At 71.3% G+C, this 14786-nt stretch carries 10 protein-coding genes; 4 read left to right on the forward strand and 6 right to left on the reverse strand.

Annotated features, from left to right (window positions below; translation table 11 throughout):
- Positions 1–49 precede the first annotated feature (49 nt).
- Complete coding sequence (xth, locus tag ACE3TA_RS14885) at positions 50–853, forward strand: exodeoxyribonuclease III (protein WP_374575064.1); 804 nt, start codon at positions 50–52, stop codon at positions 851–853.
- A gap of 268 nt (positions 854–1121) precedes the next feature.
- Here the strand turns inward: xth and ACE3TA_RS14890 are convergent, their stop codons facing one another.
- Entirely contained in the window at positions 1122–1898 is a 777-nt protein-coding gene (locus ACE3TA_RS14890; protein ID WP_374575066.1) for an SDR family NAD(P)-dependent oxidoreductase, read from the reverse strand.
- Positions 1899–1900: 2 nt separating this feature from the next.
- Positions 1901–3658, reverse strand: a complete 1758-nt coding sequence (locus ACE3TA_RS14895; RefSeq protein WP_374575068.1) for a thiamine pyrophosphate-binding protein — start codon at positions 3656–3658, stop codon at positions 1901–1903.
- Between the two features lie 82 nt (positions 3659–3740).
- On the opposite strand from ACE3TA_RS14895, the gene ACE3TA_RS14900 reads away from it, so the two are divergent.
- Positions 3741–4439: a TetR/AcrR family transcriptional regulator gene (locus tag ACE3TA_RS14900; protein WP_374575070.1), complete on the forward strand. Its 699-nt coding sequence runs from the start codon at positions 3741–3743 to the stop codon at positions 4437–4439.
- On the opposite strand, the gene ACE3TA_RS14905 is transcribed toward ACE3TA_RS14900, so the two are convergent.
- Positions 4405–5091: a response regulator transcription factor gene (locus ACE3TA_RS14905; protein WP_374575461.1), complete on the reverse strand. Its 687-nt coding sequence runs from the start codon at positions 5089–5091 to the stop codon at positions 4405–4407. The genes ACE3TA_RS14900 and ACE3TA_RS14905 overlap by 35 nt on opposite strands.
- Before the next feature lie 56 nt (positions 5092–5147).
- Here ACE3TA_RS14905 and ACE3TA_RS14910 point away from each other — a divergent pair, with 56 nt between their 5' ends.
- The gene (locus ACE3TA_RS14910; protein ID WP_374575072.1) at positions 5148–5660 is read left to right on the forward strand and encodes a L,D-transpeptidase; all 513 of its coding nucleotides are present in this window, start codon (positions 5148–5150) and stop codon (positions 5658–5660) included.
- On the opposite strand, the gene ACE3TA_RS14915 is transcribed toward ACE3TA_RS14910, so the two are convergent.
- From ACE3TA_RS14915 to ACE3TA_RS14925, 3 genes are all read right to left on the reverse strand, one after another.
- Positions 5657–10522: an NAD-glutamate dehydrogenase gene (locus tag ACE3TA_RS14915; RefSeq protein WP_374575074.1), complete on the reverse strand. Its 4866-nt coding sequence runs from the start codon at positions 10520–10522 to the stop codon at positions 5657–5659. The genes ACE3TA_RS14910 and ACE3TA_RS14915 overlap by 4 nt on opposite strands.
- 232 nt (positions 10523–10754) lie before the next feature.
- Positions 10755–11858, reverse strand: a complete 1104-nt coding sequence (locus tag ACE3TA_RS14920; protein WP_374575076.1) for an AI-2E family transporter — start codon at positions 11856–11858, stop codon at positions 10755–10757.
- A gap of 123 nt (positions 11859–11981) precedes the next feature.
- Positions 11982–13097 (reverse strand): patatin-like phospholipase family protein, encoded by a 1116-nt coding sequence (locus ACE3TA_RS14925; protein ID WP_374575078.1) that lies wholly within the window; start codon positions 13095–13097, stop codon positions 11982–11984.
- 133 nt (positions 13098–13230) lie between these two features.
- Here ACE3TA_RS14925 and ACE3TA_RS14930 point away from each other — a divergent pair, with 133 nt between their 5' ends.
- Positions 13231–14763 (forward strand): helicase HerA-like domain-containing protein, encoded by a 1533-nt coding sequence (locus ACE3TA_RS14930; protein WP_374575080.1) that lies wholly within the window; start codon positions 13231–13233, stop codon positions 14761–14763.
- Positions 14764–14786 lie beyond the last annotated feature (23 nt).

Here is a 14786-nt window from a genome sequence, read left to right on the forward strand (position 1 = left end):
TTTTCTTGCGCCCCCTCCCCCTCCGCGAAACCCCCGACTACAAGGGCTCATGCGTCTTCGCCTCGCGACCTGGAACGTCAATTCCGTGCGCCTTCGGGCCGACCACGTGGCCCGCTTCGTGGAGGAACAAGCTCCCGACGTTCTGTGCCTGCAGGAGATCAAGTGCCGGGAGGAGGAGTTCCCGCGCGAGGCTTTCGAGGCGGTCGGCCTGCGCCACCTGAGGATCGCCGGCCAGAAGGGCTGGCACGGGGTGGCCATCGCCTCGCGCCTGCCGATCGAGGACGCACCCGCGCTAGACGTCTGCCGCGAGGGCCACGCCCGTTGCGTCTCGGCCAAGGTGGCCGGGGTGGAGATCCAGAACTTCTACGTGCCGGCCGGCGGCGACACGCCCGACCGGGCCGAGAACCCCAAGTTCGACCACAAGCTCGACTTCTTCGAGAAGCTGACGGCCGAGATGGGCCGGCGCGACCCCAAGGCGCCGCTGGCCATCGTCGGCGACCTCAACGTCGCGCCCGGCGAGCACGACGTCTGGAGTCACAAGCACATGTCCAAGATCGTCAGCCACACCCCGGTGGAGGTGGCGGCGATGGAGAAGCTGAAGGCCTCGCTGGGCTTCCTGGATCTGGCGCGGGAGACGACGCCGGAGCCGGAGCGGCTGTTCTCCTGGTGGAGCTACCGCGCCGCCGACTTCCGCGCCTCCAACCGCGGCCTGCGGCTCGATCACATCTGGGTCACGCCCGGCCTGGAGGGCGCCTTCCGCGCGGCCGGCTCGGCCGCCCGCGTGCACGACGACGTGCGCGCCTGGGAACGCCCCAGCGACCACGCCCCGGTCACGGCGGATTTGGTGGTCTAGGCCAGCCCGTCATCCTCCGGTCGGCCGCCGGCCGATCCGGGGGACCCAAGCCGAGCTTCCTCAGTTCTCTCCGTCACGGCCGGGCCTGTCCGGGCCATCCAGCCCGACGCCTCGCAACGAGCCGATTGGCCCGCGCGGCTTTAGATGCTCCCCCTCTGGGGGAGCTGTCCCGAAGGGACTGAGGGGGACTGCGAGTCACGGTCCCCCTCCGTCGGCTACGCCGACACCTCCCCCAGAAGGGGAGGAGATTCAAACCCAGGCGCCGCCCCTAGCCCATCAGCTTCGTGAACTGCGGCTGGCCGGTGTGGGCGGTCACGCCGCCGTCGGCGACGACGATCGAGCCGGTCACGTAGGAGGCCTCGTCAGACGCCAGGAAGCAGATCACCGCGGCCATCTCGTCCGGCTTGCCGGCGCGGCCCATGGGGATCAGCCCGGTCCAGTGCTGCTCCAGCCCCTGGATCGCCTTCAGGCCCGCCGTGAGCGGGGTGTCGATCAGGCCGGGACACAGGGCGTTGACCCGGATGGCGTCCTTGGCGTGGTCGATGGCGAGCGTGCGGGTGTAGTTGATCACGCCGGCCTTGGCCGCGTTGTAGGCGGAAAAGCCGTAGTCGCCGAAGAGGCCGGAGATCGAGGCGGTGTTGACGATCGCCCCGCCCCCGCCGCGCTTCATCAGCGGAATGGCGAAGCGGCAGGCGTGGAACACCGCGTCCAGGTCGACGGCCATCACCTGGCGCCACAGCTCCGGCGCCATGTCCGGCGTCTCGCCGAAGCTGCCGATCCCGGCGTTGTTGATCAGGATGTCGAGGCGGCCGTAGGCGGCGTCGGCCTCGGCGACCATGGCCTCGATCTGCGCCGGATCGGCCACGTCGACCTGGCGGAAGCGCGCGCCGCCGCCGACCTCGTGCGCCAGGGCCGCGCCCGCCTCGGCGTTGAGGTCGCAGATCAGCACCTTGGCGCCGCCGGCCGCCAGCCGCCGCACGGTGGCCGCGCCGATGCCGGAAGCGCCGCCGGTGACGACCGTCGCCCTGTCGTGAAAAGACGTCATGTTCAGGCTCCCACCGGCGTGCGCCGCCTTGGAATATTCTCATAGTAGGGGATGACGATCTCGTCCTCGCCGCCGCCGGCCCCGCCGAGCAGGGCCAGGGTGGCGGGCAGCACGGGCGCGCCGTCGACCATCACGTTCAGGCACGCCGGCCGGCCGGAGGCGAGCGCCCTTTCCATGGCCGCCGGCAGTTCGCTCAGGGCCTCCACCCGCTCGGCGTGGCAGCCGAAGGCGGCGGCGACGGAGTCGTAGGCGGTGTCGGCCAGTTCGGTGATCACCCGGCGGTTCGGGCCGTACATGGCGTCCTGGCCGTGGATCGACATGCCCCAGACCTGGTTGTTCAGGATCACGGTCACGATCGGCAGGCCGTGCCGCACCATGGTGTCGAACTCCTGGATATGGAAGCCGACCGCCCCGTCGCCGGTGACGTGGATCACGCGCCGGTCGGGGAAGGCGCGCTGGGCGCCGATCGCCATGCCCGGGCCGATGCCCAGGCAGCCGAGGTAGCCGTGGCCGAGGATCGAGCCCGGCCGCTGGGCGCGGATGTGGTATTCGGCCCAGCCCGCCGCCTCGCCGCCGTCGAGCACGAAGATCGGATCGCGCGATTGGGCCTGCGCGGCCTCCACCAGCGCCTTGCCGGCGAGGTAGGGGTGCATCAGCGGGGCGGCAGGGTCGGCGGCGGCGAACATCATCTGATCGGCGTGGCGCAGGGCCGCCAGGGTCCCGGCCCACGCGGACCAGTCCGGCCAGCTTCGTCCCTCGGCGGCCGCGGCGAAGGCTTCCAGCGCCGAGCCGGCGTCGGCGCAGACGGCGATCTCAACGTCGCGCACCCGGCCGATCTCCTCCGGCTCGATGTCCACCTGGGCCAGGCGCACGTCGGCGCCGAGCATTCCCGGCGAGCGCCCGCCGGTGAGCAGGCCGAGCCGCGCGCCGAGCAGCAGCACCCGATCCGCCTTCAGCCCCTTCAGCGCCGCGGCTACGCCCAGGGTGGCGAAGGCGCCGGCGTTCAACGGATGGTCCGGCGGCAGAAGGCCCCTGGCGCGGGTGTTGGCGACCACCGGGACGCCCGCCTGCTCGACGAAGCGCCTCAGGGCCTCGCCGCAGTCGGACAGGCGCGCGCCGCCGCCGATCATGATCGCCGGCCGCTCGGCGCCGGCCAGGAATTCGACCACCCGCGCGGCCTCGGCCGGCGAGGGCGAGGGCCGGGGCCGGCCCCTGGGCAGGCCGTGGGCCGGCCACACGTCCGCTGGATCGACCGGCATGTGCAGGACGTCCACCGGCAGCTCCAGCACCACCGCGCCCGGCCGGCCGGTGGTGGCCGTGCGCACGGCCTGGGCGGCGAGCACGGGAATGCGTTCGGGATTGGTGACCCGGTGCGCCCACTTCGCGGCCGGGGCGATCATCGCCATCTGGTCGAAGCCGCCCTGCAGGGGGTTGGTCTCGGCCTCGCGCAGGGGCGGGGCGCCGACGATGAACAGGGTCGGCGAGGCGTCGAGCTGGGCGTTGAGGATCGCCGTCACCGCGTTGGCGAAGCCCGGCCCGGCGGTGACCACGCAAACGCCCAGCCTGCCGGTGGTGCGCGCGTAGCCGTCCGCGGCATGGCCGGCGGCGGCCTCGTGGCGGGTGTCGGTGAGCCGGATCTGGTTGTTCACGCAGCCCTGGAACAGCGATTCCAGGTGGCCGCCGTGCAGGGCGAAGATCTCGTCCACCCCCGCCTGTTTCAGGGTCCGGGCGAGCAGCTCGCCCCCGTCCAGCATCGCCATCACCGCGTTCCTCCCCAGGATCGTCGTTCTATGCGCGAGAATTTATAGACCCCTATAAATCCGTCGGCTATGCTTGTCCACGATGAACGCTTCGACCCTCGCCGAGGCGCCCGCGCCGGCCCTCACCGGAAAGGCCGAACGCCGGGCGCGCATCATCGCCGCCGCCCGCGCGCTGATCGGCGACAGCGGCGAGGCCGGCTTCTCCATGACCGCGCTGGCGATCCGCGCAGGGGTCAGCCCCGCCACCCCCTACAACCTGGTGGGCCCGCGCACGCGGGTGCTGGAGGCCATCGTCGAACAGGAGTTCGACGCATTCCGCATACGGATGGAATCGCTCGACGCGCCGCCGGGGCTGGGCCGCGTGGTCGCCGCGGCGATGCTGGTCACCGAGCACTACGGCGCCGAGCCGGCCTTCTACCGGGGCCTCTACCACGCCATGGTCACCGCCGGCGGCGAGGAGCTGCGCCGGATGATGGGCGCCCTCGGTCAGGACCTCTGGGGACTGATGGTGCAGGCCGCCGCCGCCGAGTTCGATCCGCTGATCGCGCCGGGACCGTTCACCGACCACCTATTGCAGGTGATCTCCTCGACCACCCAGGGCTGGCTGGCCGAGGGCTGGAGCTCGGCGCGCTATCGGGCGGAGATGCGCTACGGCGTGCTGCTGGCGCTCTCGGCCGCCGCCGCGCCCGCGCGCCGCCCCGCGCTCCTGGCCGACCTTTCCGCCGCCCAGGCGGAACTCATGCGCCTCAAGGCGCCAGGCGGTAGCCTCCCGCCTCGGTGAGCAGCAGGCGGGCGTTGGCGGGGTCGGGCTCGATCTTCTGGCGCAGGCGGTAGACGTGGGTCTCCAGGGTGTGGGTCGTCACGCCCGCGTTGTAGCCCCAGACCTCGGCCAGAAGCTCCTCGCGCGAGACCGCCTTTTCGCCGGCCCGGTAGAGGTACTTCAGGATGTTGGTCTCTTTTTCCGTCAGCCGAATCTTCTTCTGGTTGGCGTCCACCAGCATCTTGGCCGCCGGGCGGAATTCGTAGCCGCCCAGGTGGAAGACCGCGCCCTCGGCGTGCTCGGCGCTGCGCAGCTGGGCGCGGATGCGGGCGAGCAGCACGGCGAACTTGAAGGGCTTGGTGACGTAGTCGTTGGCCCCGGCGTCGAGGCCCTCGATGGTGTCGCGGTCGGAATCGGCGGCCGTAAGCATGATAACCGGCGTGGCGACGCCGGCCTGGCGCAGCCGGCGGCAAGCCTCGCGGCCGTTCATGTCGGGCAGGTCGACGTCCAGCAGGATCAGGTCGGGCCGCGCCTCGCGGGCCATGCGCAGGCCCTCCTCGGCGCTGGCGGCCTCCACGGCCTCGAATTCTTCCTGCAACTGCAATTGTTCGGCGAGCGCGCCGCGCAGGTCTTCGTCGTCGTCGACGATGAGCAAGGTCTTGCGTTGTGCCATGATGGCGAACATGCACCGCGTCGCGCCCCGGCGCCAAAGACAATCGAGCGAACCGCGTGATCTTCACCGCCTACGCTGACGGCCGTTTCGACCTGGGCGATCGGATGACCCGCTGCGCCCTGGGCAAGGGCGGCGTGGTCGCCGCCGCGGACAAACGCGAGGGCGACGGCGCCTCGCCGCTGGGGGTGTGGACGATCCGGCGCGTGCTCTATCGGCCCGACCGCGAGGCGCCGCCGAAGACGGGCTTGCCGGTCCAGCCCATCGCCCCGCACGACGGCTGGTGCGACACGCCCGGCGATCCGGCCTACAACCGCCCCGTCCGCCTGCCCTATCCGGCGAGCGCGGAAGCCATGTGGCGCGACGACCACGTCTACGACCTGGTGGCGATCCTGGCGCACAACGACGACCCGCCCGTCAGCCCGATGGGCTCGGCGATCTTCCTGCACCTGGCCCGGCCGGACTACGCCCCCACCGAGGGCTGCGTGGCGCTTTCCCGCGACGATCTGCTGGCGCTGCTGGCCCACGCCGGGCCGGGTTCGGGCGTGGCGATCGCAGAGCCCCCGATCTAGCGCTTGCGCCCCTTGGCCGGGGTCGAGGCCAGCTCGCGCAGGGCCGCATTGGCGATGGTCAGCTTGGCGAAGGTCCAGGCGCCGCCGGCCGCCTCGATCTCCTCCACCGTGCGTCGGGCCGCGTCGACCGCCTCGCGCCGCAGCGCCGACCAGGAGGCCACAGCCGCGCTCGCCGCCTCGGCGCTCTCGCCGGCCTGGGCGTTACCGGCGAAGTCCATCACCGCCTTGGTCAGGACGGTCTGCTCGGCCAGCAGGTCCTCCACCAGCCGGCGCACCGCGGTGCGCTCGAAGTGGTCGCCGGCCCGATAGCCGCCCACCGCCGCGCGCAGCCGGTCGAAGGCGAAGGCCGCGCCGACCTCGTGGTAGAGGCGGGCGACCTCGGCCAGGTCCCAGCTCGAGCCGTCGGCCATGTCCACCAGGTCGGCGGTCACCGTCATCGGCTGCATCACAGCGGCGGCGCGGGCCAGCTTTTCCGGGGCGCCGGCCTCGATGAGGGTGCGGGTCGTGGTCTCCACCGCGTCGCGCTCGATATCCGACAGGATCGCCGGCATCATCGGCCCCAGCACGTCGCGCGCGGCGCCGTAGCGCTCCACCAGGGCCCCGACCTGGGCGCCGGTGCGCGCCGCGCGCCGGGCGAGCCAGAAGGTCTGGCCCCGCTGGGCCGCCGACAGCTTGCGGAACAGCAGCATCTGCGCATGGGCCGGGATCTGGCCGTCCAGGGCGGCGACCTGGCTCCACAAGGTGGGCAGGTCCAGCACCGCCTTGGCCGCCTCATAGGCGGTGATGAAGGCCCGCGCGTCGCAGGCGGCGGCCGTCATCAGGCGGTCGGCGAAGCTCGGTCCGCAGCGATTGACCACGTCGTTGGCCACCATGGTGGCGATGATCTCGCGGCGCAGGCGGTGGCGGCGGATCGCCTCGGCGTACTTGCGCAGCGGCTTGGGGAAATAGCTGTCCAGCAGGTGTTCGAAGAAGATGTCGTCGATGGCGTTGGTGGCCACCACGTCGCGGAACAGCTCGATCTTGCCGTAGGCCAGCAGCACCGACAGCTCAGGACGAGTGAGGCCCAGGCCCGCATTGGCCCGCTCGGCGATCGCCGCGGCGTCGGGCAGGCCCTCCACCACGCGGTCGAGCTTGCCCTGGGATTCCAGCCTGGCCATGAACCGGGCCTGCGGCTCCAGCTCGCCGGCGCTGTCCATCTCCAGCAGCGAGAGCGCCAGGGTCTGGTCGTAGTTGTGCGCCAGCACGTGGCGGGCCACGTCGTCGACCATCGAGCGCAGAAGCTTGTCGCGCGCCTTGCGCGTCAGCACGCCCGTGCGTTCCAGCGCGCCGGTCAGGATCTTGATGTTCACTTCGTGGTCGGAGGAATCCACGCCCGCCGAATTATCGATGGCGTCGGTCTCCACCCGGCCGCCGGCCAGGGCGAACTCGATGCGGCCAGCCTGGGTGAGCCCCAGGTTCGCCCCCTCGCCGACCACCTTGACCCGAAGGTCGCGGCCGTTGACCCGCACCGCGTCGTTGGTCTTGTCGCCGACCTCGGCGTTGGATTCGGCCTTGGCTTTCACATAGGTGCCGATGCCGCCCAGGTAGAGGAGTTCGGCCGGCGCCTTGAGGATCGCGGTGATCAGCTCGGCCGGGGTCATGGTCTCGGCCTCGACCCCGAGCATCGCGCGCACCTCGCGCGTCAGCGGGATCGACTTCTGGGTGCGCGGAAACACGCCGCCGCCGGCCGAGATCGCCGCGCGGTCGTAGTCGTCCCACGACGAGCGCGGCAGGGCGAACATGCGCTGGCGCTCGGCGTAGGAAGCGGCCTCGTCCGGATCGGGGTCGAGGAAGATGTGGCGGTGGTCGAAGGCGGCCAGGAGGCGCGTCCTGGTCGACAGGAGCATGCCGTTGCCGAACACGTCGCCGGACATGTCGCCCACGCCCACGACGGTGAAGGGCTCGGCCTGGATGTCCTTGCCCATCTCGCGGAAGTGGCGCTTGACCGCCTCCCAGGCGCCGCGGGCGGTGATGCCCATCTCCTTGTGGTCGTAGCCGGCCGAGCCGCCAGAGGCGAAGGCGTCGTCCAGCCAGAAGCCGTAGGACTGGGCGATCCCGTTGGCGATGTCGGAGAAGGTGGCCGTGCCCTTGTCGGCGGCGACCACCAGATAGGGATCGTCGCCGTCGTGCACGATCACGCCCTCGGGGCGCACCACCTCGCCCTCGGGGGTGAGGTTGTCGGTGATGTCCAGCAACCCCTGCAGGAAGGTGGTGTAGGCGCGCACGCCCTCGGCTCGGACGGCGTCGGGCGCCCCGCCCTTGGGGAGCTGCTTGGGATAGAAACCGCCCTTGGAGCCCACCGGCACGATCACCGCGTTCTTCACCTGCTGGGCCTTGGCCAGGGCCAGCACTTCGGTGCGGAAGTCGTCGCGACGGTCGGACCACCGCAGGCCGCCGCGGGCCACCGGCCCGAAGCGCAGATGCACGCCCTCCACGTGGGTGGCCCAGACGTAGATCTCGCGGAACGGCTTGGGCGCCGGCAGGTCGGCCAGCTCGCCGGAGGCCACCTTGAAGCTGATGTAGGGCTTGGGCCGGCCGTCCGCGCCCATCTGGTAGAAGTTGGTGCGCTGGATCGCGGCGACCAGCAGGGCGATGCGGCGCAGCACCCGGTCGTCGTCCAGGCTCTCGACGTGCTGCAGCGCCTCGATGATCTCGCCGAGGACCTCCTGGCTCTGGCGCTTGCGCTCGTCGATGTCGGCGTGCAGCGCCGGGTGGAAGCGGGTGCGGAACAGATCCAGGATCAGCCGCGCCACCCCCGGATGGGCCGCCAGCGCCTCTTCCTGCACCCGCTGGGAGGGATCCAGGCCGGACTGCTGGCGATAGCGCGCCAGCGCCCGCATCAGGGCCGCCTCGCGCCAGGAGATCGACAGCTCCAGCACCAGCCGGTTGAAGCCGTCGCTCTCGGTCTTGCCCTTCCAGATGGCGGCGAAGGCGTCCTCGAAGGCGTCCTTCACCTCGGCGAAGACCAGATGGTCGCCGTGCTCGTCGACCAGCTCGAACTCATGCACCCAGACCGGCGTCTGCACGCCCGGGCACACCGGGTTGCCCGTCTCCACCATGGCCTTCAGGCCCATGTGCTCCAGGATCGGCAGCACGTCGGCCAGCGGCGCGGGCTCGCCCCGCCGATAGAGCTTGAAGCGGAACTGGACGGCGGAGTCCTCGGGCCGGCGGAAGGCGCGCACGTGCACCTGTTCCTCCGGTCCCAGGTCGTCGATCACGGCAACGTCGGCCAGGGCCTCGGCGGCGTCGTAGCGGTCGCGATAGCCGGCGGAAAAGGCCTCGGCGTAGCGCGAGAGGGTCTCGGACACTTCCTCGCTGGTTCGATCGCTCATGCGCACGGCCGCCTCGAAGCGGTCGTGCCAGGTGCGGGCCAGCTCGACGATGCGGGTTTCCACCGCCAGCAGGTCGGGCTCGGCGTGCGATCCCGGCGTGAGGCCGACGATGTAGTGGATCCTGGCCAGCGGGCCTTCGAAGAACTCCGGGTTGGCCGCCGTGAGCCGGCCGCCGTAGGCTTCGACCAGCAGACGCCCGGCCTTTTCCTGCAGCTCGGAATCGTAGCGGTCGCGCGGCACGAACAGCAGCACTGAAGCGAAGCGGTCGTAGGGATCGCGCCGTTCGAACAGGCGCACCTTGGGCCGGTCGAGCAGGTGCAGCACCGCCAGCGACTGGGCGAGGAGCTCGTCCTCGTCCATCTGGAAGATCTCGTCGCGCGGATAGTTCTCCAGGATGTTCTGCAGCCGCTTGGCGTTGTGGCTGCCCGGCGCCTTGTCCGCGCGGGCCATCACATTGGCCACCTTGGCGCGCAGCAGCGGGATGTCCTCGGTGGCCTCGTCGTAGGCCTCGGAGGTGAACAGGCCCACGAAGCGCACCTCGCCGCAGGGCTTGCCGTCCTCGCCGTAGCGCTTGACCCCGACGTAATCCATGTAGGCGCGGCGGTGCACCCGCGAGCGCAGGTTGGCCTTGGCCACCGTCACCGGCGGATCCAGGTCCAGGCGCCGGCGCAGTTGCGGCGTCAGCAGCGCCGGCTCGTTGGCGCGGCGCAGCACCCGGCGCTCGGGGTCGCGCAGCACGCCCAACCCGTCCTGCGGCTGGAACAGCGGTTCCTCGGCGGCGTAGCCGCCGTCGGCCAGGCGCGGATATTCGTAGACCCGCGCGCCGAGCAGCACGAAGTGCTCGTCCTGCAGCCAGGTCAGGAAGGCGATGTCCTCGGCCCGCACCCGGGTCTTGGGCCCGGTGGTCTCCAGCTCGGCGATGGTGCGGCCGAGCAGGGCGAGCATGGCCGAGAAGTCGCCGACGGCGGCGCGCACGTCGGCCAGGGCCTCGCCCAGGCCGCCGAGGAGCGCCGGCTCGCGGTCTGCGCCCACCCGCTCGAGGATCACCTGGATCATGGATTCGGGACGGGGCGTCCCGTCGGCCGCGCGCTGGCCCTTGCGGTCGCGGCTCACGGCGAGCAGCGGGTGGAACATCGCCCGCACCGAGAAGCCCTGGGCGGCGATCTCGCCCATGACGCTGCTCACCAGGAACGGGCTGTCGTCCTGCACGATCTCCAGGCGGTCGAGGGCGGCCTCCTCGCCGCCGATGGCCGGCGCGATGCGCATCATCGGCCCGTGGCCCTTGCGCTTGGCGGCGAAGGCCCAGAAGTCGGCGAGGTTGGCCGCCAGCTCCTCGGTGGTCAGCTCCGGCGCCTCGTCCGGGGAGGCGTCCTCGGCGGCCTGGGTGATGAAGGTGCGGGCGGCGACGTCGGCTTCGTCGCCCAGCCGGGCGAGGAAGGCGTCGATCAGGGGTTGGGCGGATTGGGCCGCGCGGCGAACGGTCTTGCGCATCACGCGCTCCTCGTCACGCCGCGGGGCCCGGTCTCCGCGGCCCGCACGAGAACGCCGCCGGAGGAGAGAGTCCGGCGGCGCCTGCCTCCGCTGCGGGGGGAACAGCGGAGCACGGGGGGCTCGTGTCGTCCGCCGTCGCGGAAGGCGGACGTGGAGACATCCGGCGGGTTGGGGACCGGATGAGCAATAGATAGGAAGCGGGCGCTCAAGTTGAAGTCCCTCGCACTGAAGATCATGCAGCCGTCTTGCGGGGCGGCTCGTCCCCGGGCGGCGCGTCGGCTTTCGTCTCGCTGGTCCGGCCCAGCGGATCGCCGTCGGCGGAGAGCAGCACCGCCACCCATCGCGCCCCCTCGAACTGGGCCAGGATCACCATGGCCATGACCGTGAGCGGCGTGGACAGGAACATGCCCGGCAGGCCCCAGATCACGCCCCAGAAGGCCAGGGACAGCAGCACGACCACCGGGTCCATGTTCAGGCTCTGGCTCTGCATGCGCGGCTGCACCACGTTGCCCACCACGAACTGGATGGACTGCAACACCGCCAGCAGGATCACCGCCGGCCAGAACGAGGGGAACTCCACCAGGGCGAACAGCGGCGGGGCGGCCACGCCGATCACCCCGCCGATGATCGGCACGTAGGAGGCGATGAAGATCAGGAAGGCCCAGAAGACGGCGTTGTCCAGGCCGACCAGGGCCATGACGATCCACGAGCCCACGGCGATCATCAGGCCGGTGATGGTCTGCACCCAAAGGTACTGCTCCACCCCGTCGCGGATGCGATGGAACGCGGCCACCGCCTCGCGCCGCTCGGACGATTGCGGGAACAGGCCCACCACCTTGCGCTGGAAGCCGCTGCGCGAGGCCAGGATGAAGCCCAGGTAGATCAGCACGAAGATGGCGTTGGAGGCGAAGCCCTGCAGCCCGCGGGCCAGGCCGCCCAGATACTGCTTGGGGTTCAGCTCCATGAAGAGCTGGCCGACGGTCGGCGGCACCTTCACGCCGGCCAGGCCGGCCACCTGGGCGATCAGATCGTTGAGGCGGGGGGTGTAGGCCACCAGCCGGGCGAAGAAGTCGGTGGCGTTGTCGGCGATGATGAAGGCCGAGGCCCCGAACAGGCCGACCGCGGCGATGATCGCCATCGGCAGGGCCGAGGCCGACGGCAGCCACGGCGCGCGATGGCGGACCGAGCGCGCCATCCCGTCGATCATCACCGCCAGGAAGGCCGCCAGGGCCAGGGGCGTGAAGATGTCGCTCAATACGTGGAGCACGGCCCCGCAGGCGATCACCGCCAGGATGACCAGCGCGTTGCGGGAGACTGAGGAGGACGTGGCGGTCATGAGCCGATTGATTCTTTAGGCCATGTCCTAGAGCGAAATCATGACCGCTTGAATTGGATTTTGCCCGCGAATTGCGAAGAAGAGGGCTGCTTTTTGCGGGCGGGCCGCTCGAGCCCGCCGAATTCACTCCCCTCCCAAGGCGGGCGTCGACCATGGATCCTGCCGCCCGGCGAACGCGGCGGCTTCGTCGAAGATGCGGCGCATCGCATCGGTCTCGAAGTTGAGCATGCTCCCGTTCTCCGGCGCGTCGGGAATGGACACCACCTTCATCGGCAGGGCGTGGGCCGCGCAGAAGCCGGCCGCGACGCCCAGGGCCTGACGGTAGGAGTAGCGCAGCATGGTCTCGAAGCTGCGCACCAGGATCGAGGGCAGGTTGGCGTGGGTGGTGCGCGGCGCCTCCTCCAGCACCGTGTTGACGATCACATAGATGCAGCCGCCCGCCAGGCGGCGGCCCAGGTCGCGCCAGCGCAGCAGCGCCTCGGGCATGATGAACAGCGGCGAGGAGACGCCGCCGTCCACGTGCATCTCCTCGTAGGCCTCGCCGCCGGCCTCGCAGGAGAAACGCCGCGGCGGGAACAGGCCGGGCAGGCTGGCCGACGCGATCAGCACGTCGCGGAACAGGGCCGCCGCCTGCTCGCCCCCGCGCGAGGCGATCGCGCCCATGTCCCACATGCAGGCGGTCTGCCGGTCCAGGTCGGTGGTGGAGACGATCAGGCGCCGCCCGGCGGCGTGCTCGCGCGCGACGGCGGCGAGCAGCGCCTCGTCCACGAAGGGGTCGATGAGGCTTTCCAGCGCCTCGGCCGCGAACAGCCCGCCGCCGAAGGCCGGGGCCAGGCGCTTGAGGCTCAGCGCCTCGGCGGCGTATCCGCCGGTGTAGGCCTGGGCGAGCCGGTAGTCCCACTCCGGGCCCAGGAAGGCGAAGGGCGCGATCAGGGCGCCGGTCGACACGCCCGTGACGATGGCGAACTTCGGGCGGGCGCCGGCGCGGGAAAGGCCCGTGAGCACGCCGGCCCCGTAGGCGCCGCCGGCCGCCCCGCCCGAAATCGCCAGGATGTTGAACGCCTCGGGCGCGGCGTCGTCGGTCGGCAGGGCCAGGCGGTCGGCCGCCGCGGACAGCGAGGACTCGGCCTCGCTGACGCCCAGGCGCACACCCTCGAAGCCGGGAATCTCGGCCCGAACCCCGGCGGCGGGCGCCGGCAGGCGATCTTCGAACAGGCGGCGGCGGGGCGGCTGGCGCATGGCCTTCCAGCTTCAACACATAGGCTCGCCGAACGGAAGGCCGTTAGACCACGGATCGCAAAGCGTTCTTCCGGTGGAAGAGCGCGCCCGCCCCGGCTAGCTTCTCGGGCGTGGTGAATTAGAGGAGTCATCCATGGCGGACGATGGCGTGCTGATCGGCGCGGCCGATCAACTGGAATACCTGCGGCTCGACCGCGCCAACCGCCATGGCCTGGTGGCCGGCGCCACCGGCACCGGCAAGACCGTGACCTTGCAGATCCTCGCCCAGGGCTTGTCGGACGCCGGCGTTCCGGTGTTCGCGGCCGACGTGAAGGGCGACCTGTCGGGCGTGTCGCAGCCGGGCGGCCCCTTCAACGACAAGTTCCAGGCGCGCGCCGACAAGATGAGCCTGACGCTCGCCCCGTCCGCCGCCCCGGTGATCTTCTGGGACCTGTTCGGCGAGGAGGGCCATCCGATCCGCGCCACGGTCTCGGAGATGGGCCCGCTGCTGCTCTCGCGGATGCTGGAGCTGAACGACGTGCAGGAGGGCGTGCTCACCGTCGCCTTCCGCGTGGCCGACGACGAGCGCCTGCTGCTCCTGGACCTGAAGGACCTGCAGGCCGCCCTGACCTATGTGGGCGAGAACGCCCAGGACATCGGCGCGCGCTACGGCAACGTCTCGCCGGCCACGGTGGCCACCATCCAGCGCAAGCTCTTGGTGCTGGAAGACCAGGGCGGCGCCCACATCTTCGGCGAGCCGGCGCTCGACCTGAAGGACATGATGCGGACCGACGCCCAGGGACGCGGCTACATAAGCGTGCTGGCCGCCGACAAGCTGATCGCCTCGCCGCGGCTCTACGCCACCTTCCTGCTCTGGATGATGAGCGAGCTCTTCGAGGAGCTGCCGGAGGTGGGCGACCCGGACAAGCCGCGGCTGGCCTTCTTCTTCGACGAGGCGCACCTGCTCTTCCGCGACGCGCCCAAGAGCCTCCTGGAAAAGGTCGAGCAGGTGGTGCGGCTGATCCGCTCCAAGGGCGTGGGCGTCTACTTCGTGACGCAGAACCCGGCCGACATTCCCGACACGGTGCTGAGCCAGCTCGGCAACCGCATCCAGCACGCCCTGCGCGCCTACACCCCGACCGAGCAGCGCGGCCTGCGCGCGGCGGCCGACAGCTTCCGCCCCAACCCGGCCTTCGACACCGGCGAGGCGATCCAGGGGCTGGGCGTGGGCGAGGCGCTGGTTTCGGTGCTGGACGCCAAGGGCGCGCCGACGGTGGTGCAGAAGACCCTGGTGCGCCCGCCGGTCTCGCGCATGGGGCCGATCCTGCCGGGCGAGCGCGCCGCGGTGATGGCGGCCAGTCCGGTGAAGGGGCTCTACGACCAGGCCAAGGACCGGGAATCGGCCTTCGAGCTGCTCAAGGCCCGCGCCGAGAAGGCCGCCGACGCCAAGGAGGCGGCCGCGGCCCAGGCCAAGGCCGACAAGGAGGCCGCCGCCGAGGAGGCCGCGCGCGAGCGCGAGGCTCGGCGTTCAGAGCGCCTGCCCCCGTCCCGCGCGCCGGCCCGTCGCTCGAGCCGCCAGACGGCGGGGGAAGCCTTCGCCATCTCCATGGTGCGGACCATCGGCACGACCGTGGGCCGCGAACTGATCCGCGGCGTCCTGGGCAGCCTGAAGAAGAGCAGCCGCTAGAAACGGCGCGGTCCGAGTCTCGT

It is taken from the genome of Phenylobacterium sp., assembly GCF_041916435.1.
In the GTDB taxonomy this organism is placed as follows: domain Bacteria; phylum Pseudomonadota; class Alphaproteobacteria; order Caulobacterales; family Caulobacteraceae; genus Phenylobacterium.